Here is a 22,416-nt window from a genome sequence, read left to right on the forward strand (position 1 = left end):
CCCGCGATCAACGGCGGCTTGCCGCGTCTTCGTCCCATGCTGCCTGCGCGGCGAGGCGGTCAAATTCCCCCGGCCAATCCGCCGTCCATGCCGCCTTTTGCGCCTCATCGGCCCAACTGGCGCGGATCCCGGCCATCATCATCGCACGCAGATCATCCCGGCTCGCGCCCATATGGCTGTACATCAATTCCCACGCGCCCGCCGGGCTGACGCGGTGCAATTGGGGATCGTCGCTGTTCGGGTGGATCGAGAGACCCATGCCCAGCATCGCGCGGATCGGGTGATGCCGCGCCCAATCATCGGGCGCCATGGTGCGCAGGTAATAGGAATTGGTCGGCACCACGGTGAACACCATGCCGCGCGCGCGCAGGCTCTCGGCCAAGGCGGGATTGTCGATCACCGTATAGCCATGGTCGATCCGATCGACGCCCAGTTGTTCGACAGCGATGGCGACATTGGTCCATGGCATGCCGAATTCCCCGGCATGGGCGGTGGCACGCAAACCATTCGCCCGTGCCAGTGCATAGGCGGGGGTGAACCACTCGGGCGGGCCGTCATTCTCGCGATAGTCGATGCCGATGCCCGCCACGCGCTTGTGGCGATGGGCCTGCATCGCCTCGACCATGGCGATGGCCTGTGCAGGCGGGGCCTCGCGGTCGATGGCGGGGATGAGGAGCGAGGAGATCGGCGCGGCTTCCATCGCTTCCACCATCGCCTGCTGGATCTCGCCATAGGGGATGCCATGGGCGGCAAGGGTTGCGGTGGGGTTCCAGAAGAATTCGGCGTGGCGCACATGATCGGCCGCCGCATCCTCCAGATATTCGCGCACCAGCCGGGCGATGTCCTCCGGGCGGCGCAGCAAATGCTGCTCCATCGCGCGCAGGGCGTGGAGCACACCCATCGGCTTGCGCCCCCGCCTGTAAAGCCCTGCGGCCATATCCGCCGGGATCGGCGCATCATGACGCCGCGCCAGATCACGAAAGGTTTCCTCGCGCATCGCGCCCAGCAAATGACAATGCAGTTCCACCTTGGGCAGGCGCGTGAAGAAGGCGCGCTGGTCTGCGCTCATCACCCGGCCCGTGGCCGAGGGGGGCAGCACCGCCAGCGTTTCTTCCATGACAATCGGCATCGCGGCGGCTTTCAACGGTGGACGGTGGTGTAAAGATAATAGGCCAAGGGCAGCGAGAGCAGCAACAGGCCCGGCGACACCTGCCGCGCCCGCCCGCCGATCAGGCAGGTCAACACATAGGACACCAGTCCGACGGCAATGCCCGTCCCAAAACTGTTGGCGATGAGCGTGGCCAGCAGCATCAGCACCGGGGGCAGGGTCTCCTCCAGCCTTTCGCCGCCTAATTGCCGCAGCGACCCCATCATCCCCGCGCCCACCAGGATCAGCGCCGGTGCAGTCGCCTGCTTGGGGATCGCCATGGCCAGCGGGATGGCCAGCAGCGAGGCCAGATAGCAAAGCGAGGCGGTGATCGGCACCAATCCGGTGCGCCCGCCCGCACTGGCGCCCGCCGCAGATTCCACCAGCGCGGTGCCGCCCGGAATGCCCAGCACCGGGCCGAACGTGGCCGCCAGCGCATCGACCAGAAACGGGCGGTCGATCTGGGGCAGATTGCCCTCCGCATCGGTCAGCCCCGCCTTGGCCCCCACGGCCAGCGTGGTGCCCATGGTGGAGAAGAATTCGGCGACGAAATAGGCGAAGAGATAGGGCAGGGCCTTGATGGTAAAGACCGCCGCCCAATCGACATGGCCCAGCACCGGCCCCACCCCCGGGGGCAGGGCGAGCGGGGCGGCGGGCGCGTGGGTCACGCCCAGAACCGCGCCCAATCCCGCCGCCGCGACGATCCCGGCAAGGATCGCGCCGGGCACGCGCCGCGCCTGCAAGGCCACCGCCACGCCAAGGCCGACCAACGCCATTTGCGGACCCGCTTGCGAAAAATCGCCAAGGGACAGTGCATTGGTCTTGGCATTGACCGCCACCATGCCCGCATCACGCGCGCCCAGCAGCGCGATGAACATGCCGATCGAGGCGCCAAGGCCCAGCTTGATCTCACGCGGGACCAGCCGCATCACCCAGCCGCGCGCGCCGGTGATCGTCAGCAGCGTGAACAGCACCCCCGAGGCCATCGCAATGCCCAGCGCCGAGGGCCAAGGCAGATGTTCGACCTGCGTCAGGGTGATGCCCAGCAGCGCCGCTCCGCCGATGCCCGGCCCGACGATAAAGGGCAGGTTGGCGTAAAGCCCCATCGCCAGACTGCCCAGCGCCATGACGATCAGCGTGGCCGTGGTGGCCGCGCCCTGATCCATGCCCCCGCCCGAGAGCAGGCGCGGGATCACCACCACGAGATAGGCCGAGGCCATAAAGGTGGTGATCCCCGCCACGGCTTCGCGCGGCAGGGTAGTGTTGCGGTCATCGAGGCGTCGGCGCCAGAGTTTTGCGATCATTGGCGGGCCTGCGCGGTGAAACGGGCGAGGAAACGAGGAACATCGATGTTCTCGACCACTTCGACGATCTGCTCGCCGCGATGGGGGGCCAGCTCGTCCTTCCACATCTGCGCCGTGCCATAGCCCGCGCCGGGCATCAGATCGACATCCATGCGGGCGGTGAATTTCTTGGTCACCAGTGTCGGGTCGAGCGCTACGGCCACGGTCATTTCATCCCACAAAGGCTGATCGATGCGGGCATATTGGGCGATATAGCGCGCGGTGTGCGTGCCCGATGCGCCGATCTGGTCGGCCAGCGCCCGCGTCATGCGCGCCGAAGTGGTGACATTGCCGACAACGGTGATCTTCTTCCACGGCGCGGTCAGCACGATATGGGCGGCCTCCGGGTCAAAGACGAAGTTGAAGTCGGTGGCATAGTCGGCATTGTCCAGCACGCGCGCGGCCTGCATGTCATAGCCGCCGCCCTGCATGGTGATGCCCTTGGCCTTGGCGGCAATATCGGGGGCGATGCGCAGGGCCAGCGCGATATTGGTGAGCGGCCCGGCGCAGATGATCTTCACCTGCCCCGGATGGGCGCGCACGGTGTCGATCAGGCGGTGGACGGCATCCTGCGCGACCGGCTTGATGGAGGGCGCCCCCTCGGCCATCGGGGGCACCAGATCGGGGTCTTCGGGGTGATATTGGCGGCCGGGCCTCTGCGCGTTCCATGCGCCCTTCCACGGGATCGGGCCAAAGCGGGCCTCCCACGCCTTCATTTCGGGCAGGGAGCGGATCAGCGGCGTCTGCGCGCCCTTTGCCACCGGCACATCGGCGCGGCCCGCGATTTCGAGAAAGCGCAGGGCATGCTGCGTTTCCTCCTCCAGCCATTGGTCGCCGGTGACAACGCCAATGCCCAGAAGATTGACATTGGGATCGCGGATCAAAGGGATCAGGGCCTGAAGATTGCTCTGTCCGGGGCCGAGGAAGTCATTGTCGAACCAAACAAGGGTTCGATTGTCTGGGTTACGACTGGCCGCCTCGGCAGGACGGCTGACGGCGCGGGGCGGCGCGGCCATGGTGAGGGAGCCCATGGCGAGGGACGCGCTGCCCAGCAATGCCAGCCACAATTTCATGCCCTGATCCCCCTCCTGCTTATTTCGCTTCGGCCAGAACCAGCACGGTGGCCAGTTCATTGTTGAAGTTGCGCAGGTTGACCGTCTTTTCCAGCTTCAGCCCTTCGTCCAGCGAGTGGTTGCGGAAGGTTTCAAAGCCCGAACCCAGCGTGAGCGCGGAAATGCCCTTGCTCATGGGAATGTTGCTGTCGGTCGAGCCGGCGCTGTACTTGGGGGCGAAACCATTGGCCTTGGCCACCGCATCGGCCACCTTGACGATGCGCGCGTCCATCGGCGTGGTGCCGCCGGGGCGGTCGCCCACCAGCTTGGCGTCATAAGTGATCTTGCCCTTGGCGGTCGAGCGTGCGGCGTTTTCGGCGGCCACCGCTTCGGGCAGGATCGACAGGAACGTCTTTTCTTCCGCGTCCAGTTCCGCCTTGCCGTTCGAGCGCATGTCGATGGTCATGGCCGTGGCGAACGGGATCGAATTGACCGAGGTGCCGCCCTCGACAATGCCCACGTTATAGACGGTGCGCGGTTCGCTGGGCACCTGCATCTTGGCAAAGGCGGTCATGGCATTGGCCATCGCATAGGCGGGGTTCACCAGTCCGAAATCGCCCATCGAATGGCCGCCCGGGCCGTTGAACGTCACCTTGTAGCGGCGCGAACCGGTGCCGGCATTGGTGATGCGTTCGGGCTGGCCGGGTTCAAAGCTGATGAAATGGGTGATGCGGTCCTTGTACTTGCCCTGCGAGAACAGGTAGCGCACGCCGCGCAGGTCGCCCGGACCTTCTTCGCCCACATTGCCCATGAACAGGATGTCGGCCTTGGTCGAGAAGGCGCCCGCCTTCATCGCGCGGATAAAAGCCAGCAGGACCGGCAGGCTGCATGTGTCATCACCAATGCCGGGGGCGTAAAGCGTATCGCCATCGCGGCGGACCTTGACGTTGGTGCCTTCGGGGAAAACTGTGTCGAGGTGGGCGGTGATGACGATGAGGGGCGTAGCTTCGCCCTTGCCGCCGCCGGTGCCGCGACGAAGACCCATCACATTGCCGACGCCGTCCATTTCGACGTCTTCCAGACCCTCGGCCTTGAGCATCGCCATATAGGCCTTGGCGCGCGCCTCTTCCTTGAAGGGCGGGGCGGCGATCTCGGTCAGGGTGATGATGTCGGCCACAATGCGGTCATAATCGCCCGCCAGCGAGGCGGTCGCCTTGGCGAACTTGGGGCTCTTGAGCAGCGCCTTGGCGGCCGCTTCCTCGGGGGTGGCGGCGCTGGCCTGGGGCGCGATCATGGCCACAGCCGCCAGCGATGCAAAGGCAAACAGAGTGTTACGCATAGGAGACATCCTCGTTTGGATAGTTCCCGGCCGGACGGGCGCCCGACCGGGATTTCAGGATTTTAGAAATTGCCGCGCAGGTTGACGCCGATGGTGCGCGGGGTGGTGGTGGCGATGTAATCGGGCGTGCCGCTGACGGCCGAGTAATAGCTCAGCCCCTTGGCATCGAGCAGGTTGCGCACATAGACATAGACGCCGTAACGCTCATTCTCGATCCCTGCGCGCAGGTTGACCTGCGAATATTTGCCATAGGTGCGATAAAGCGCGTTGGTGGGGTTAAGCTGCGTGGTCATCTTGCCGGTGTAGCTGAAATCGGCACGCATCATGCCCTTCCAGTCGCTGTTGATGGTCCAGCCATATTCGGCGCCCGCGCTGGCGGTGGTGCGCGGAATGCCGGTCAGGATGTTGCCCACGCGGCCTGCCGCCGTCACTTCGGAATTGACCTGATCGGCGGTCAGGCGCGGATAGACCACCGAGAGCGAACCGTTGAGGAACAGGCCCTTGGTGGGCGTGCCGCTCAGTTCAGCCTCGAAGCCTTCGATGCGCGCCGCGCCCACATTGCTGATATAGCTGAAATTGCCATAGGTGGCCTGGACCGAGGTCTGCATATTGGTCCAGTCGATGCGATAGGCGTCGATGTTGAACGTCAGCTTGCGGTCGAACCACTGGGTCTTGAGGCCCAGTTCATAGTTCCACAGCGAGTCGGCCTGATATTGCGTGGCCGAGGCCGGGATGCCCGGCGTCAGGTTCGCGCCGCCGGGGCGGAAACCCTGCGATGCGGTGGCATAGACCATCAGGTTGCGGGTGGGTTTCAGTTCGACGTTATATTTCTGGATAAAGCCATCGGCGCTGGCGTTCACCTCGGTGTAATTCATCGGCGTCTGGCCGTTGAAATAATTGTAGCCGAGGTAAGCGCCGCCCACGATTTTCTTATAGTGATAGTGGCGCAGGCCCGCCGTCACGGTCAGGATGTCGATGGGGCGATAGGAGAGTTCGCCAAATTGCGCGGTCTGGTTGATGACATCGCGCACAAAGCGCGAGCCGAGATCGACCAGCGGATCGCGCATCAGGCCCGTGCCCGGAACGCCGGCAAAAACGGTGGTGTCCACGCGGTCCTTGCGGTTTTCAAAGAAGGCGCCCAGCGTATAGTTCAAACGGCCCTTGCCATCGGAATTGAGGCGCAGTTCGTTGGTGACATTTTCCACCCAGCGCGGCTGATAATTGCCGATGGGCATCTGGCTGTTGGCCCAGCCCAGATAATTGGCGCGAAGCTGGGCCGAGGTGTAACCGCCTGCGCTCGACGCGCAATTGCTGGACGAGGTAGTGGTGCCCGACGCGCCGCTTTGCAGCAGCGAGCCCGAATAGGTGTTCTGATAGAGGCCGCAATAGCGATAGGAATTGGCCACCGACTGATAATTGTCGCTGTTGTCGTTGGTCTGGCGCACATCCCAGCGATAGTAGCCATTGGCCAGCGAGATCGTGCCGATGGGCGTGGTCCACTTGGTGTCGAGCGAGAAGATCTTCTGCTTGTCGATGGCGGGCGTATAGATGCGCAGGCCTGACGTATAGGTGCCCACCGAAGGCGCCCAGAGCGAGGTGCCGCCCGTGTGTTGATCCTGAATGATGCCCATGAAATTGATGCGCAGATTGTTGGTCGGACGGAAGCCCAGCATCAGGCGGCCGCCCGTGGTCATCACGCTGTTCATGTTATAGCGGCCGATCGAGGGATCATCGACAAAGCCGCCCGTGCGCTGGCGATACAGCACCAGACGCGCGGCCAGCATGTCCTCGATGATCGGCACGTTGACCGCGCCCTTGATGCTGTAGCCGGTGCCGCCATTCTTGGTGGTTTCCATGCCCGCATCGACGGCGGCTTCATACTTCTTCAGGTTGGCCTGTTTGAAGAGCACGCGCAGGGTGCCGCCCATCGAGCCGGACCCGTAAAGCGTGCCCTGCGGCCCGCGCAGCACTTCGAGGCGCTCGGTGTCGAACAGGTTGAGGTTGGGGGTCGAGCCCGAAGGATCCGAGGTGGTGCCCGCAGGACCCGTCAGCGGCACTTCGCCGAAATAGACGCCCACGGTGGCTTCGCCGGCGGTCTGAATGCCGCGGATCGACACGCGGGTGCGGCCCGACTCGCTGGCCAGCAGGTTGAGGCTGGGCACCGAACGCGCCACATCGGCAATGCCCGCCGCGCCCATGTTGTTGAGCATATTGCCGCTCATCGCGGTGATCGCCAGCGGGGTGTCCTGCACGCGGGTTTCGCGCTTCAATGCGGTGACGACGATATCGTCGCCCTGGCCCGCCGTCTGCGCCATCGCGGGCGTTGCCCCCAGCGTTGATACAGCCAATGTCGAAACTGAAAGCAGCAATGCTGCACAAAGCTTAGTGTTCATAGTCCATCCCTCATTGGCGAGTCCCAAACCGACGCGGGGGCCACGATGGCTTCGCGCGCGCCTTCTTTCGGGCGGCGCGGTCCATCGTCCGGCCATGCGGGTTTGTGCTGCTTAACCCTGTCCGTCCTCTCGCTGAATCGCAGGCTAAGGCTGCGCGCCTGTCATCAAGCTGTCATGCCGGGGCTAGGCAGGGGGCGCGTTTTGCGTATTTTGGGGGCATGGCCGGTGATGCCATGGGCGGTTGATGCCGTGGGCCTATGCCGGTGTCGGGGAATGGAGGGAACATTGCGCATTCTGATCGTGGAGGATGATCCGCGTCTGGCGCGTGGCATGGCCGCCTCGCTGGAGGCCGCCAGTTTTGCCGTCGATGTCGCGCACAATGGCGAGGATGCCGCCGCCTTTGCCGCCGCCGATCCGTTCAATGCGATCATCCTCGATCTGGGTCTGCCCGATGGCGATGGGCTGGAATTGCTGCGGATGCTGCGCCGCCGGGGCGATACCACGCCGATCATGATCGTGACCGCGCGCGATGCGGTGGACGACCGGGTGGCGGGGCTGGATTACGGCGCGGATGATTACATGGCCAAGCCGTTCCACCCGCGCGAGCTGGAATCGCGGGTGCGCGCGCTGGTCCGGCGCAGCATCGGCAGCCCCGACCCGGTGCTGCGCGTGGGGGCACTGACGCTGGACCGCTCGACGCGGCGGGTAGCGCTGGCCGATGCGCCGGTCGATCTGCGCCGCCGCGAGATGGCCGTGCTGGAAACGCTGATGGGGCGGCCTGGCAAGGTCGTGCCCAAGGATCGTATGGCCGCCGAGGTCTTTGCCCTGTCCGAGGCGGTCGCGCCCAATGCGCTGGAGGTATATGTGGGCCGCCTGCGCCGTAAACTGACGCCGGGCGGGCCGACCATCCACACGGTGCGCGGGCTGGGCTATATGATTGATGCCCATTAAGAAGCGGTTTCTGCCCAAATCGCTACGGGGCTACCTGACGGTCGTCGTCATGGTGCCGCTGGTGGTGCTGGTGTCGATCTTTGCCACGATCACCTGCTGGATGATCGATTCCTCGATGAACGATACGTCTGACCGGATTCTGGTGGGCTCGACCCGTTTGATCAGCCGGGCGGTCAATTATGATCCGATCCTTCAGGAACGCCTGCTGCCGCTGGCCGTGGGGCTGCTCCAACGCCGATCCGCGCCGGTCACGCATTACAGCATCTATGACGGCGACCGTTTGATTGCGGGCCGCGCCGATCTGCGCCCGCCGACCGATTATTCTGCCGACGGGCGGCTGACCGGCCCGCTCCATCCCGGCGCAAGGTTCACGCTGACCTCTCGCGATCCGGTGATGGTGCGCGGCTATGTCGATCCGCGCGATGCGCAAGGCGTGGTTCAGCCCGCCTATCTGCACAATGGAGTGTTGAACGGGCGCCCAGTGCGCATCGCCACGGAAATGCGCCGCCTGACGGGCAATGGCCATCTGGTGGCGGTGCAGGTGGCCGATTTCCTTGAAAATCGGGAAATTTCCACCCGCGCCTCTTTCCAGCGCGTGGTCAGCGCCAGCGTACTGGTTACGCTGATCGCGCTGCTGCTGTTCTATTCGGCGCTTGCCTGGGGGCTGATCCCCTTCGCCACGCTGACCGAGCGGATTGCCGCCAGCGTGCGCGATCCGCTGCATTTTCAGCGCCTGCCCGATGGCGATGGCCCGCGTGAGGCGCAGATGATCGCCCGCGCCTATAACGCGCTGATGGCGCGGGCCGAACGGGCGGTCGGCTCGCTGCGCCAGTTCACCTCGAACGCCTCGCATCAGTTGCGCACGCCGCTGGCCGTTCTGCGGGTGCATCTCGATGTGCTGGAAACCTATGGCGCGCAAAGCCCGCAGGGGCAGATGGCGCTGGATGACATTGCCCATTCGGTCGATACGCTCGAACGGTTGCTGCAGCAATTGCTGGCGCTGGCCCGCCTTGACGAGCAGGTCGGATGCAGCACCGGCCAGTTTGATCCCGCCCTGGTGGCCACCGATGTGATCGCCGCGCGCCTGCCCGCGTTGCAGCGCGCCGATGTGGACATCAGCTTTGAGGAAAGCGGCCATGGCCTTGCCTCGGGCGAGGCGGCGCTGGCGGCCGAGATGGTGGGAAACCTGCTCGACAATGCGGTGGCTTATAACCGGCCGGGCGGCAAGGTGGTGGTGCGCGTGCTGTGCCGGAAGGAATCGGTGCGGGTGGAAATCGAGGATGACGGCCCCGGCATTCCTCCCGCCGAGCGCGACAAGGTGTGGGAGCGATTCTACCGCATGGCCGCCAATGCCAACAGCAGCGGCAGCGGGCTGGGCCTGCCCATCGTGCGCGCGCTGGCCGACCGGATGGGGGCCAGGGTTGCGCTGGATGAAGGGGCCGGGGGGCGGGGCACACGGGCGGTGATCGATTTCGGCCTTGGCGGCGATGCAACGACGCCCATCGTTCTGGATGCCTTTCCGTGACAGGGTGATGACAGGCTGGCTGTTTCACACCATCCCTTCCCATGGCCACACTCAACCCATCCTCGCCCCAATCTTCCCCGCCCCAATCGCCTTTGCGCTGGTCGCGGCCTTTGCCGCATTGGCCCTTGCTGGCCGGGCTGGTGATCGGCACGCTGGCGGGGGCGCTGGTGCATGTGGTGCCGGTGGACCGGGCGGTGCTGGATTTCGTGCTGGTCAATCTTGCCCGCCCGATTGAACAATTGTTTCTTCAGGTGCTCTTCCTGCTGATCCTGCCCATGGTGTTTTCCGCGATTGTCACGGGCCTTGCGCGGCTGCGCGGGCGAGCCATGGTGCGCGATCTGCTGCTGCGCCTGTTTGCCGCGATGGTGGGCATGACGGTGGTTTCGGCGGTGATCGGCATGGCGATGGCCAATCTGTTCCGCCCCGGCGAAGGCATGGCCATCGACCTGCACCAGAACCCCGGCGCGGGCGCGCGGGCGGGAGGGGAGGGCAGCCTGCTCGACCTGTTGCTGGCGCGGCCGATGATGGCGCTGGTGGTGATGTCGGTGCTGGTCGGCTTTGCCATCAGCCGCAGCCGAAACCGTAACATCCGCCATCTGGTTATGACCACCGAGGGCCTGTTCGAGGTGGGCATGTCGATTGTCACGCTGGTGGCGCGCTTTGCGCCTGTGGCGGTGCTGTGCGTGATGTTCGATATGACGGCGGTGTTCGGCTGGACGCTGCTGGTGCATCTTTCGGGCTATTTCAGCGTGGTGGTGGCTGCGCTCTGCCTGCATCTGCTGGTGGTTTCGGTGGGGCTGGCGTGGATGGGGGGCGATATCAGCCCGGCCCGGTTTCTGCGCTCGCTGCGCTCGGTGATGGTGATCGCCTTTACCACCTCATCGTCCTTTTCCACGCTGCCCGCCGCGCTCCATGCCGCTGAGCAGGATCTCGGCCTGCCCGCGCGGGTGGCGCGGCCCACGCTGGGGCTGGGATGCGTGGCCAATCAGGGCGGCACGATCATCTATACCACGGTGACGGTGATCTTTCTGGCCCAATGTTTCGGGATGGAATTGAGCGTCTGGCAGCAGTTCATGGTGTTTGGCCTGTCGATTCTGGCGGGGCTGGGCACGATGGGCGTGCCCGCGGGCAGCCTGCCGCTGACCACGATGCTGCTGGCGCTGCTGCATGTGCCCAATGAGGGGATCGGCCTTATTATCGGCATCGACCGATTGATGGACATGTGCCGCACGGTGCCCAATGTGGTGGGCGATCTGGCCGTGGCGGCGGCGCTGCGCCACAGCGGCGAGGAGGGGGGCGTAAGTTCTGCCTTGTGAAATGCTCGCGCTTGTGGAAACGCGGGGCAGGTTTTGCATGCAGGTTTTGCATAAGGCGTGGAATAATATGGCGACGAATGACCGGCCCCGACTGGCCATGCTGGGCGGCGGGCCGGGGTCCTTTATCGGGGGCATCCACCATTTGGGCGCGCGGATCGCCGGGATCGACCTTGTGGCGGGCGTGTTCAGCTCCGACCCCGAAAAATCGGCCCGCGCCGCGCAGGATTACGGCGTCGCGCCCGATCGCTGCTATGCCAGCGCGCCGGATATGTTCGCCGCCGAGGCCGCGCGCGAGGACGGCATAACCATGGTGGCCATCGCCACGCCCAACCATCTGCATCTTCCCGCCGCGCTGATGGCGATCGAGGCAGGGGTGCATATTTTCTCGGACAAGCCAGCGACCGCTACGCTGGCGCAGGCGCTGACCCTGCGCGATGCGCTGGCGCGGGGGCGCAGCGCCTATGCGTTGAGTTTCACCTACAGCGCCTATCCGATGGTGCGTGAGGCGCGGGCGCGGATCGCGGAGGGCCAGATCGGCACGGTGCGCAAGGTGCTGGTGAATTATGCGCAAGGCGTGATGGCGGGGCCATCGGCGGGCTGGCGCACCGATCCGGGCATGAGCGGGGCGGGCGGATGCATCGCTGATCTTGGCACCCATGCTTTCCATCTGGCCGAATTCGCCACCGGGCAGCGGGTGGCCGAAGTGCTTGCCGATCTGGGCAGCCATGAGGGGCGCGTGCTGGACGATGACGATGCGGTGCTGCTGCGCTTTGCCGGGGGCGGGCGGGGCATGATCCACGCCTCGCAGATCGCCTTTGGCCAGCGCAATGCGATCAGCCTGCAGGTCTATGGCGACAAGGGGGCACTGCATTGGGAATTTGAAACCGCCGATCAGTTGCGGCTGGTGCGCGCGGGCGAGGTGCGTTTGCTGGGCCCGGCCAGCGCGGATCTGCTGGTCCGTGTGCCGGGGATGCGGGGCATCGGCGAAGGGCTGATCGCGCCTTTCGCCACGCTCTATCGTGAATTTGCGGCGGCCTGTGGCGGCGCGGTGCAAGAGGCGTTGCCCGGCATTGCGGCCGGGGTGCGCAGCATGGCCTTTGTCGAAAGCGCGGTGGAAAGCAGCGCGCAGGGCGGGCACTGGCTGGCCATGAATGAACCATAGGAGGCAGCATGTTTCACCACGTCTTTTTCTGGCTGGACAGGCCTGAGGATCGCGATGCGCTGATCGCGGGGCTGGAGAGCCTGCGCGCCATTCCGCAAATCCGGGCTCTGCACATCGGCATCCCCGCTGCGACCGAGCAGCGCGATGTGGTCGAGGGCGGTTTCACCGTGTCCGAACTGATGCAGTTCGACAGTCTGGCCGATCAGAAAGCCTATCAGGACCACCCGCTCCACTTGCGCTTTGTCGAGCAATGCGGGCATTTGTGGTCGCGCGTGGTGGTCTATGATGTGGAAACCGTTTCGCCCTGATATTGCTCCAGCCGGTAATAGAGCTGGGCGCGGGTGATGCCCAGCAGGCGGGCGGCGCGGGCCTTGTTGCCCCCGCTGCGCGCCAGCGCCTCCTCGATCATCCGCCTCTCGCTGCGCCCCAGATCGAGGTCGTCCCCGCCTGAGGTCTTTTGCCCGTTTTCCACTCGCCCTCCGGCGCGGACACGGAAGGGCAGGGGGCCAAGCGCCTCGCCCCCGCCAAAGATATGGTGCAGGCGCAAGGGTTCTCCATCACGCGCCATGATGACGCCGCGTTCGATGACATTTTCCAGCTCGCGAATATTGCCCGGCCAGCCATAGCCCAGCATGGCCGCCACCGCATCGCCTTCAAACCCGGTGACCGCCTTGCCATAGCGGGTGCTGTAGCGGTCGAGGAAATATTCCATCAGCAGGGGCAGATCGGCCCGCCTTTCGCGCAAGGGCGGTATGCGGATGGGAAAGACGTTGAGGCGGTAGAACAGGTCGGCGCGAAAGGTGCCCGCCTCGACCGCGGCGCGCAGATCGACATTGGTGGCCGCCACCAGCCGCACATCGGCCCGATGCATCCGCACCCCGCCCACGCGCTCAAACTCGCCCTCCTGGATTGCGCGCAGCAGCTTGCCCTGCGCGGCCAGCGAGAGCGTGGCTATTTCGTCCAGGAAGAGCGTGCCGCCCTCGGCCCGTTCAAACCGGCCCGCGCGGGCGGCATGGGCGCCGGTAAAGGCCCCCTTTTCCACCCCGAACAATTCGGCCTCCAGCAGGCTTTCCGGGATCGCCGCGCAATTGACCGCGACAAAGGGCTTGTCCGCTCGCCGCCCCATGGCGTGCAGGTTGCGCGCGAAAATCTCCTTGCCCACTCCGCTTTCGCCAAGGAACAGCACCACCGCATCGGTATCGGCCACATGATGCAGCATGTCGAAGGCCACGTTGAACCCCGCCGAGGCCCCCACGATCCGCTGCTCGCCGCCGCCCTGCGCAGATGTCCGGGCGATCTGGTTGAGCGCCTCGCCGCGCATGAAGCGCAGGTCCTCCTCGCCCTCTTCCCATTCCTCGGCGGGCAGGCCCCGGACGCGGCAATGGGGGTGGCCCATGGCGATGCATTCCACCTCGCGGAACAGGATCGGGCGGCCAAGGAACACGCTGGCATAGCCGCTGGCGTAACCGGCCAGCGACCAGCCCGCAGGATAGGCCCCGCGCCCGGCGGTTTCCAGATGCGCCCCGCATTCCGACGAGCCGTGCCAGAGATATTCGGCGGAAAACTCGCCCCGCTCGACATCGAATTCGACATGCAGGGCTTCGGAACGGACCATGCCTTCGAGCATATGGAGTTCGGGGCCGACCGCGAACATGTCGGCAATCGTGGCATGGGGGCGCAGACGGGCCGCGCTCTCGGCGTCCAGCGCGCCCGAGTGATAGCCCTGCCGGGTAAAGATCGCGCGGGCCTGTTCCAGCCCCAGCGCGTCGATCACCTCGCGCCGCAGCAGCGCGAAGGCGCGGGCGTGGAGCAGCATCATCCGCTTGCCCGCCAGCCAGATGTGCCCCTGCGCGGGGTCGAAATGGAGATGGGAGAAGAGATCCTGAGGCATGGTAAAAGTGTAGAATATTCTTCATGCCTCGGCAAGATTATGTCTGAAATTCGACGTATCAATCGCGCTCATAGTCTAGGTGAGGGCGATAGGATCATAAATTAATTCATGAAAAACAGATAAATATAAAATTTATCGCTTCCTCCGCCCCGCTTGGCACAGGCTTTGCGACGATCCGGTCAGGCCGCGCCACAGCGGCCACGACAAGGGGAGAGGATCATCATGCCAGAGCATCGCGCACCCCCTTGTTGCACCCGTTGTCGCATTCGGCCCCCAAGGCTGCATCAAGGAGACATCCCACCTATGGACCCTGCCTTTTCCCACCTGACGCGGCGGACCTTCCTGTCCGCCAGCGCGTTGGCGACGCTGGCCACCGCCGTTCCGGCCGCTGCCGCCGGATGGGCCCGCATCGCCCCGGTCGCGATTGCCAGCCATGTCGGGGCGCTGCCCGCAGGCTGGAGCGGGCAGACGGTCCTGCTCAAGGGCTCCTATCTGGCCCGCCTGTCGCAGATCCGCGCGGCCATCGCCCACCATGGTTCGGCCCATCTGACGCCCTTCCTCGACGCCGATGATGCGGTGCTGCTCGACATTGCCCGCCACGATGCCGTGGGCGCCCCTCTTTCCGGACAGGAGTGACCGGCCATGAAATTTCGTCCTATTGCCCTTGCCGCCATGCTGACGCTGGGCTCCGCCTCTTCGGCCTTTGCCTCGCCTACGGGCGTGTGGCGCGGTCCGAATGAAGCCTGGGAAAAGGTCTGTTCGCGCTGCCACCTTTCGGGAGTCGGCCCGGAATTGCGCGGGCGTCAATTGCCGCCTGAATATATCAAGCAGGTCGTGCGCCACGGCTTTCTGGCCATGCCCGCCTTTCCCCATGGCGCGATTGATGATGCCACACTCGATGGGGTGGCGCTCTACGTCTCCAAATCGCGGCTGAATGCGCCTGTCAAAACTGCTGCGCCCGCCAAGAAATCCTGAAAATTCCGGGAGAAACCGATATGACCACGCAAAAAGCCGTTCCCGTTCCTGCGGCCCCCACCATTCTGCCCCCCGGCGTCAGCGCAAGTGATTTCGCCGGGGCGATCCGCGAATTCATCGAGATTCTGGGCGCTGAAAACGTGCTGACCGATGCCGACCATCTGGCCCCCTATACCAAGGTGATGGTGGCCGAGAGCGAGGACCTGCATCGCCCCGCCGCCGTCATCATGGCGCGCACTGTCGAGCAGGTGCAAAAGATCATGGCCGTGTGCAACCGCGTGCGCGTGCCGATCTGGCCGATCTCGACCGGGCGCAACTTTGGCTATGGTTCGGCCGCGCCCCAAAGTGCGGGTCAGGTCATCCTCGACCTGCGCCATATGAACCGCATCATCGAGGTCGATCCGGTGATGTGCACCGCGCTGGTCGAACCGGGCGTGACCTATCAGCAGCTCAAGGACTATCTGGTCGAGAACAACATCCCGCTCTGGTTGTCCTGCCCGGCGCCTTCGGCAATTGCCGGGCCTTTGGGCAATACGGTCGATCGCGGCGTCGGCTACACCCCCTATGGCGAGCATTTCATGATGCAATGCGGGATGGAGGTCGTGCTGGCCGATGGGCAAGTGCTGCGCACCGGCATGGGCGGCGTTGAAAACACCAACGCCTGGCAAGTCTTCAAATGGGGCTATGGGCCTTATCTCGACGGCATCTTCACCCAGTCGAATTATGGCGTCGTCACCAAGATGGGCATGTGGCTGATGCCGCAGCCGCCGGTCTACAAGCCCTTCTCGATCCGCTATGACAAGGATGAGGACATCCATGACATTGTGGAAACGCTGCGCCCGCTGCGTATCGCAGGCGTGATCCCCAATGCGATGGTTTTCGCCAATGTGATGTGGGAAGCGGCCGCCATCATGCCGCGCAGCAAATATTATCAGGGCACCGGCACCACGCCCGACCATGTGCTGGAGGAAATCAAGGCCAAGGAAGGCATCGGCGCCTGGAACGTCTATGCCGCGCTCTATGGCACCAAGGAGCAGGTCGAGGTCAACTGGAACATCATCACCGGCGCGATCAAGGCCAGCGGCAAGGGCCGGATCATCACCGAGGAGGAAGCGGGTGAGACTGAGCCCTTCAAGTATCGCGCCAAGCTGATGCGCGGCGACATGACGCTTCAGGAGTTTGGCCTCTATCGCTGGCGCGGCGGCGGCGGTTCGATGTGGTTTGCCCCCGTGACCGTGGCCAAGGGTTCGGAAACCAGGGACCAGACCGAGCTGGCCAAGAAGATCCTGGGCGAATTCGGGCTGGATTATGTGGCCGAATATATCGTGGGCATGCGCGACATGCACCACATCATCGACGTGTTGTTCGACCGTTCCAACCCCGAGGAAATGGAGCGCGCCCACGCCTGTTTCGCCAAGCTGCTGAGCGAATTCGGCAAGCGCGGCTATGCGGTCTATCGCGTCAACACCGCCTTTATGGACCAGACTGCTGATCTCTACGGCCCGGTCAAGCGCCATGTTGACCGCGCTCTGAAACGCGCTCTGGACCCCAATGGCATTATCGCGCCGGGCAAATCGGGCATCCGTATCTGAGGCTTATCGCCTCAAAAGGATAATTGCATGACACACCAGATTTTCCGGGCCGCCTTCGCGGCGGCCCTGCTTTTTGGCGCGCCTGTGCTGGGTGCAAATTCGGCGCAGGCTGGGGGCGACCCGGCGCGTGGAAAAGCGGCGTTTCAGGCCCAATGCGCGATCTGTCACACCACGGTTCCGGGCAAGACGCTGGTCGGCCCCAGCCTTGCGGGCGTGGCGGGGCGCGTCGCGGGCAAGGGGGCGGGCTTTGCCTATTCCCCCGCGCTGGCCAAGGCCGGGTTCAAATGGGACGCGGCTCATCTCGACCAGTGGCTGACCGCGCCCGCCAAATTGGTGCCGGGCAACAAGATGCCCTATGCGGGCATGGCCAATCCGGCCCAGCGCGCCGATGTGGTCGCCTATCTGGGCACGCTGAAATGAGCGGGGCGTTTGATGTCGCCCTGCTGATCGGGGGTGAGGACCGGGCGGCGAGCGATGGCGCCACATTCGAGCGCCACGGCCCGCTGGGCGATGGAGTGGCCTCGCGCGCGGCGGCGGGCACGGTGGCGGACGCGGATGCTGCCGCTGCTGCTGCGGGATCGGCTTTGCCCGCATGGGCGGCGCTGGGGCCGAACGCCCGCCGCCGCCTGCTGCTGGACGCCGCCGATGCGATGGAGGCGCGCGCGGCTGATTTCATCGCCTGTATGGCGGCGGAAACCGGGGCCTCGGCGGGCTGGGCGGGGTTCAACGTCCATCTGGGCGCGGGCCTGCTGCGCGAGGCGGCGGCGCTGACCACGCAGGTCAAGGGCGAGACGATCCCCTCGGACCGGCCGGGTTGCTATGCCATGACGGTGCGCCGCCCTGCCGGGGTGGTGCTGGGCATTGCGCCGTGGAATGCGCCGGTGATCCTTGGCGTGCGCGCCATCGCCACGCCGCTGGCCTGCGGCAATAGTGTGGTGCTCAAAGCTTCCGAGCAATGCCCGGCCACCCATCGCCTGATCGGCACGGTGCTGCGCGATGCTGGATTCCCGGCGGGCGTGGTCAATGTCATCACCAATGCGCCCAAGGATGCGGGCGCGGTGGTTTCGGCGCTGGTCCGGCATCCGGCAGTGCGGCGGATCAACTTTACCGGATCGACCCATGTGGGCCGGATTATCGCCACGCTGGCGGCGCAGGAGTTGAAGCCCTGCCTGCTCGAACTGGGCGGCAAGGCGCCGATGGTGGTGCTGAGCGATGCCGATCTTGATGCGGCGGTCGCGGCGGCGGGTTTCGGCGCCTATATGAACAGCGGCCAGATCTGCATGTCGACCGAGCGGATCGTCCTTGAACAGCCGATTGCGGACACCTTTGTCGCGCGTTTCCGTGAACGTGTGGCGGGGCTGGTTGCTGGCGATCCGCGGCGGGAAAACGCGCCGCTCGGCTCGGTGGTGGATGAGGCCACGGCCGATCGCATCCGTCATCTGGTGGCCGATGCGGTGGACAAGGGGGCGGCGGTCTATGGCGACTGGTTGCGCCCCGGCACGCTGATGCCCGCGATCCTGCTCGACGGCGTGACGCCGGAAATGCGGATCTATGCCGAGGAGAGCTTTGGCCCGGTCACCACGATCCTGCGCGCCGCCGATGAGGAGGAGGCGGTGCGGATCGCCAATGACACCGAATATGGCCTGACCTCGGCGGTGTTCAGCCAGAACATCGCACGGGCGATGCGCGTGGCAGAAAGGATCGAGGCGGGCATGGTGCATATCAACGGCGCCACCGTCCATGACGAGGCCCAGATGCCTTTCGGCGGCACCAAATCCTCCGGCTATGGCCGATTTGGCGGCGAGGCGGGGATTGCCGAATTTACCGAGCTGAAATGGCTGACCATCGACACGCAGGCGCCGCATTGGCCGATCTAAACTAACGGCCGGGTGCGGTCAAACGCGCCCGGCCATTTTCACAAAAACAGGGAGATATGAGAATGTTGCGCAAGTTTGCTCTGTTGTGCTGCGCGCTGTTCGCCGCTGCTCCGGCCTATGCCACGGAAAGCGGCGGTGGGGTCTATCCGCTGGGGGCCGAAGGGGCACTGGGCGGGGCTTTGCCGCCGCCGGGAGTCTATTATCTGGACTATCTTCAAAATTACGAGGCCAACCGTTTCAATGATGGCAAGGGCGACAAGGGCCTGCTGCCCGATTTCCATGTCGATGCGCAGGCCGCCGTCAGCCGCCTCGTCTGGGTGACCGACCGCAAGGTGCTGGGTGGGGATTTCGCTATGCATGTGGTGGCCCCGCTGGTCAGCGCGCAAGTCCGCGTGGCGGGCGCTCAGGGCCAGCAGACCGGCTTTACCGATGTGACCATCGACCCCTTCATTCTGGGCTGGCACTGGAAGAACGGGCTGCATGTCATCACCGGGATCGACGTGAATGTGCCCATCGGCCGCTATGACCGCACCAATCCGGCCACGGTCAGCCGCCATTACTGGAATGTCGAACCGATCATCGCGCTGGCCTATACCGGGCGCAAAGGGTTGCAGGTGGATGTCAAAACCATGTTCGACATCAATTTCACCAATCCCGATGCCCAGATCAACGGATTGAACCCCACCGGCGCGCGCTATCGTTCGGGTAATGAGTTTCACCTCGAATATGCCGTGACGCAGGCGGTCACGCCCAAGGCGAGCCTTGGCCTTGCGGGCTATTACTATGTCCAGACCTCATCGGACCGGGTCAATGACGCCTCAGCCCAGCGGGTGCTCGATGCGCTGGATGGTTTCAAGGGCGAGGCGGTGGCCGCCGGGCCGACGCTGCGCGTGGGGTTGGGCAAGGCGCAATTGATCGGCACATGGCAGCATGAATTCACCGCCCGCTATCGCCCGCAAGGCGACAAGCTCTGGCTCAAGCTGATCCTGCCTGTGGGGCGTTAAAGCAGGCCCCTTGCCAGCGGGCCGGGGGCAAGGCACTTGTCGGCCATGGTAAGCTTGTCCCCATCACAGCAATTATCGGCCCTGGCGCGCAGGGAGTGGGCCGAACTCTCACGCGTTAATCCCAGCCCGCGCCCGTGGCAGATGCCATTTATGGCGGGCGTCATCTCGGCGGCGCCGGTGGCGTTGGGCCTGTGGCTGGGGGCCTTTTCGCAAGGGCTGATGGCGGCGCTGGGGACGATGGTGTTCGTCTATCTCACCAATGCCGGAATGGAGCGTCGCCTGCTGACGCTGATGGCGATGAGCTTTGCCATCACCGCCTGTTTTGCCCTCGGCCTGATCGCGGCGCTGGTCCATTTTGCGCCGGTGCCGGTGATTATGGTGACGGGTGCGCTGGTCTCGATGGGCTGCCGCTATCTGCGCCAAGGGCCGCCCGCCGCGATGTTTCCGGTGATGGCCTGCGCCATCGCGCTGTTTTCGCATGTGTCGTGGGACCAGATTCCCGCGCGGGTGGGCATCCTGTTCCTTGGCGCGATGTTCGCCGCCGCGATGGGCTTTTGCTACAGCCTCTATATTCTGAGCCAGCGCCCGCCCGAGCCGGAAAGGCCCGCGCCGCCGTTGTGCTTCGAGATATTGGTGTTTGAACCGGTGATGATCGGCCTTGCCGCAGGTCTGGCGCTGGGGGTTGCGCAGGCGCTGGAGCTGGACAAGCCCTTCTGGGCCCCGGTCAGCGCGATTGCCGTGATCCAGTCGGCCAGCATGCGCATGATGTGGACCAAGCAGATGCACCGGATCATCGGCACCGGCCTTGGCGTGGCGCTGGCATGGGGCATCCTCAGCCTTGAGCTTTCGCATGGCGCGCTGGCGGTGATGATCGGCGTGCTGACCTTTGTGATCGAGATGGCGGTGGTGCGCCATTACGGCTTTGCCACGATCTTCATCACCCCGCTAGCCATCCTGCTGGGGCAGGCGCAGGCCGGCGTGGCCGCTTCGCCCGGCGCGATCACGCTGGCGCGGCTGGAGGATACGGTGGTGGGTTGTTTCATCGCAGTGGCCGTGGGCATGGTGATGCATGCGCCGCGGGTGCGGGCATGGGCGGCGGGGCAATGGGCGCGTGGCTGACCGGCTGACCGGCATCGAGGTCTTTGTCCGCGCGATCCGGCGGGGCAGCCTCTCGGCCGCCGCGCGTGAGATGGCCATGTCGGGCGCGATGGCGGCCAAACATCTGGTCCAGCTTGAGGAAAGGCTGGGCGCGACGCTGGTGCACCGCACCACGCGCCGCCTGTCGCTGACCGAGGCGGGGGCGCAATTTCTTGAACGCGCCGAGCGCATCATCGCGGACCTCAGCGAAGCCGAGAGCGAGGTTTCGGCCCATTCCGTCGCCATCGAGGGCCTGCTGCGGGTCAGCGCGCCGGTGTCCTTTGGGGTGCTGCATCTTGCGGGACTGGTGGCCGAATTTCATCAGCGCCATCCCAAAGTGACCATCGAACTGGGCCTCAACGACCGTTTCGTCGATCTGCTGGAGGAGCGCTGGGATGTCGCGATCCGCATCGGGCGTTTGGCCGACAGCACGCTGGTGGCGCGCAAGCTGGTGAGCGAGAGTTTCACGCTTTGCGCTTCGCCTGTCTATCTGGCCGCGCATGGCGCGCCGCAAAGGGTTGAGGATCTGTCGGTCCACCAATGCCTTGGCTATACGCTGGCGCCGCTGGTGGGGGTACGCGAATGGGCCTTTGGCCCTCATGGTACGATCCGAGTGCCGATCAATGCGCCCCTTATCGCCAACAATGGCGAGGCGCTGGTGCGCGCGGCCTGTGCGGGGCAGGGGATCGTTTATGCCCCGCGCTTCATGACCGCCGAGGCGATTGCGGCGGGTCGATTGGTGGAAATCGACATGGGCGTGCCGCTGCTCGATCTGGGCGCGATCTATGCCGTTACCCATGCCACGCGGCGGCCTGCGGCGCGCACGCGGGCGTGGATCGACTTTCTGGCCGAGCGATTACCCGCCATCGCGCGCCATTGGTGATGGCGCTGTCGCCTTGTGTTCATATTGCCGGGGCAAAGAGGCGTCCTTGGCCCGTCTGACAGGATTTCGCGCATGAATACCCCCAACCCGGCCCAGATCGCCGCCTTGTTCGATGTCGATCTGATCGGCCTGATCACCAGCTTCATCTGCCTGCTGACCGCCTTTGTGCTGGGCACGCTGATCGGGCTGGAGCGGCAATGGCGACAGCGCACGGCAGGGTTGCGCACCAATGTGCTGGTGGCGGTGGGGGCGGCGGCCTTTGCCGATCTGGGTCTGCGCGTGGCGGGTGTCGATGGCGGGGTCCGGGTGATTTCCTATGTCGTGTCGGGCATCGGCTTTCTGGGCGCGGGGGTCATCATGAAGGAGGGCACCCATGTGCGCGGCCTGAACACCGCGGCAACACTGTGGGCCAGCGCGGCGGTGGGCAGTTTTGCCGGGGCGCGCAAACCGGCCGAGGCGGTGCTGGTGGCGATCTTCGTGCTGGCGGGCAACACGTTGCTGCGCCCGCTGGTCGATGCGGTCAACCGCCGCCCGATGGACCCGGAGGAGACCGAGGCGCTCTATCGTGTCCATGTCGTCTGTCCCTCCGGGGGCGTGTCCGAGGCGCGCGATCTGTTGTTCGAGGAGCTGGAAACCCACCATTACCCGATCCGCGACATAGAAACGCTGGCCGATAGTGAGGCCCATGTCGAGTTGGCGGCGATATTGGTGCCCTCCACGGCCAATCCGGTGGATCTGGACGCGATCACCGCCCATATCGCCCGCCACGACGGCATCATCAGCGCAACATGGACCGTCAGCGCCACCAACTGATGTGGCCTTTGGCGGC

At 65.0% G+C, this 22,416-nt stretch carries 20 protein-coding genes; 14 read left to right on the forward strand and 6 right to left on the reverse strand.

All coding sequences use genetic code 11. The features are described from left to right. Positions 1-7 precede the first annotated feature (7 nt). The 5 genes from FHW96_RS09935 to FHW96_RS09955 all read right to left on the reverse strand — a co-directional run bounded on the left by FHW96_RS09935 (position 8) and on the right by FHW96_RS09955 (position 7,274). Entirely contained in the window at positions 8-1,129 is a 1,122-nt protein-coding gene (locus FHW96_RS09935; RefSeq protein WP_216650847.1) for an adenosine deaminase, read from the reverse strand. Between the two features lie 11 nt (positions 1,130-1,140). After that, positions 1,141-2,451, reverse strand: a complete 1,311-nt coding sequence (locus FHW96_RS09940; RefSeq protein WP_172340409.1) for an NCS2 family permease — start codon at positions 2,449-2,451, stop codon at positions 1,141-1,143. Continuing rightward, the gene (locus FHW96_RS09945; protein ID WP_172340410.1) at positions 2,448-3,563 is read right to left on the reverse strand and encodes a nucleoside hydrolase; all 1,116 of its coding nucleotides are present in this window, start codon (positions 3,561-3,563) and stop codon (positions 2,448-2,450) included. Before FHW96_RS09945 ends, FHW96_RS09940 begins: the two co-directional genes overlap by 4 nt. Positions 3,564-3,582: 19 nt before the next feature. Continuing rightward, complete coding sequence (locus FHW96_RS09950) at positions 3,583-4,881, reverse strand: M20/M25/M40 family metallo-hydrolase (protein WP_253950858.1); 1,299 nt, start codon at positions 4,879-4,881, stop codon at positions 3,583-3,585. A gap of 62 nt (positions 4,882-4,943) precedes the next feature. Next, entirely contained in the window at positions 4,944-7,274 is a 2,331-nt protein-coding gene (locus FHW96_RS09955; protein WP_172340411.1) for a TonB-dependent receptor, read from the reverse strand. Between the two features lie 285 nt (positions 7,275-7,559). Here FHW96_RS09955 and FHW96_RS09960 point away from each other — a divergent pair, with 285 nt between their 5' ends. From FHW96_RS09960 to FHW96_RS09980, 5 genes are all read left to right on the forward strand, one after another. Beyond that, on the forward strand, positions 7,560-8,225 hold the full coding sequence (locus FHW96_RS09960) for a response regulator transcription factor (protein WP_172340412.1): 666 nt from the start codon (positions 7,560-7,562) through the stop codon (positions 8,223-8,225). Next, on the forward strand, positions 8,215-9,750 hold the full coding sequence (locus tag FHW96_RS09965; protein ID WP_172340413.1) for an ATP-binding protein: 1,536 nt from the start codon (positions 8,215-8,217) through the stop codon (positions 9,748-9,750). Before FHW96_RS09960 ends, FHW96_RS09965 begins: the two co-directional genes overlap by 11 nt. 41 nt (positions 9,751-9,791) lie before the next feature. Next, the gene (locus tag FHW96_RS09970) at positions 9,792-11,066 is read left to right on the forward strand and encodes a dicarboxylate/amino acid:cation symporter (protein ID WP_172340414.1); all 1,275 of its coding nucleotides are present in this window, start codon (positions 9,792-9,794) and stop codon (positions 11,064-11,066) included. A 67-nt stretch (positions 11,067-11,133) separates the two neighbouring features. Further along, positions 11,134-12,228 carry a Gfo/Idh/MocA family protein gene (locus FHW96_RS09975; protein ID WP_172340415.1) on the forward strand — a complete coding sequence of 365 codons (1,095 nt, stop codon included), beginning with the start codon at positions 11,134-11,136 and terminating at the stop codon, positions 12,226-12,228. Between the two features lie 8 nt (positions 12,229-12,236). Then, on the forward strand, positions 12,237-12,536 hold the full coding sequence (locus tag FHW96_RS09980; RefSeq protein WP_172340416.1) for a Dabb family protein: 300 nt from the start codon (positions 12,237-12,239) through the stop codon (positions 12,534-12,536). Here FHW96_RS09980 and FHW96_RS09985 read toward each other — a convergent pair. Further along, a complete protein-coding gene (locus FHW96_RS09985; RefSeq protein WP_172340417.1) occupies positions 12,509-14,119 on the reverse strand; it encodes a sigma-54-dependent Fis family transcriptional regulator in 1,611 nt (536 codons plus the stop codon). The genes FHW96_RS09980 and FHW96_RS09985 overlap by 28 nt on opposite strands. Positions 14,120-14,422: 303 nt before the next feature. Between FHW96_RS09985 and FHW96_RS09990 the strand changes: the two genes are divergently transcribed. The 9 genes from FHW96_RS09990 (at position 14,423) to FHW96_RS10030 (ending at position 22,400) form a co-directional block, all read left to right on the forward strand. Next, positions 14,423-14,755: a hypothetical protein gene (locus FHW96_RS09990; protein ID WP_172340418.1), complete on the forward strand. Its 333-nt coding sequence runs from the start codon at positions 14,423-14,425 to the stop codon at positions 14,753-14,755. Positions 14,756-14,761: 6 nt separating this feature from the next. Beyond that, positions 14,762-15,094 (forward strand): cytochrome c, encoded by a 333-nt coding sequence (locus FHW96_RS09995; protein WP_172340419.1) that lies wholly within the window; start codon positions 14,762-14,764, stop codon positions 15,092-15,094. A gap of 20 nt (positions 15,095-15,114) precedes the next feature. Next, positions 15,115-16,686: an FAD-binding oxidoreductase gene (locus FHW96_RS10000; protein ID WP_172340420.1), complete on the forward strand. Its 1,572-nt coding sequence runs from the start codon at positions 15,115-15,117 to the stop codon at positions 16,684-16,686. Between the two features lie 27 nt (positions 16,687-16,713). Then, a complete protein-coding gene (locus tag FHW96_RS10005) occupies positions 16,714-17,106 on the forward strand; it encodes a cytochrome c family protein (RefSeq protein WP_172340421.1) in 393 nt (130 codons plus the stop codon). After that, positions 17,103-18,563: an aldehyde dehydrogenase gene (locus tag FHW96_RS10010; protein WP_172340422.1), complete on the forward strand. Its 1,461-nt coding sequence runs from the start codon at positions 17,103-17,105 to the stop codon at positions 18,561-18,563. Before FHW96_RS10005 ends, FHW96_RS10010 begins: the two co-directional genes overlap by 4 nt. 62 nt (positions 18,564-18,625) lie before the next feature. Continuing rightward, positions 18,626-19,567, forward strand: a complete 942-nt coding sequence (locus FHW96_RS10015; protein ID WP_172340423.1) for a transporter — start codon at positions 18,626-18,628, stop codon at positions 19,565-19,567. A gap of 45 nt (positions 19,568-19,612) precedes the next feature. Beyond that, positions 19,613-20,686, forward strand: coding sequence for an FUSC family protein (locus FHW96_RS10020; RefSeq protein ID WP_172340424.1), 1,074 nt, complete (start codon positions 19,613-19,615; stop codon positions 20,684-20,686). Beyond that, on the forward strand, positions 20,679-21,587 hold the full coding sequence (locus FHW96_RS10025) for a LysR substrate-binding domain-containing protein (RefSeq protein ID WP_172340425.1): 909 nt from the start codon (positions 20,679-20,681) through the stop codon (positions 21,585-21,587). Before FHW96_RS10020 ends, FHW96_RS10025 begins: the two co-directional genes overlap by 8 nt. Before the next feature lie 72 nt (positions 21,588-21,659). Beyond that, on the forward strand, positions 21,660-22,400 hold the full coding sequence (locus FHW96_RS10030; protein WP_172340426.1) for an MgtC/SapB family protein: 741 nt from the start codon (positions 21,660-21,662) through the stop codon (positions 22,398-22,400). The last annotated feature ends 16 nt before the right edge of the window (positions 22,401-22,416 follow it).

It is taken from the genome of Novosphingobium sp. SG751A (genome assembly GCF_013149295.1).
Taxonomy (GTDB): Bacteria; Pseudomonadota; Alphaproteobacteria; order Sphingomonadales; family Sphingomonadaceae; genus Novosphingobium.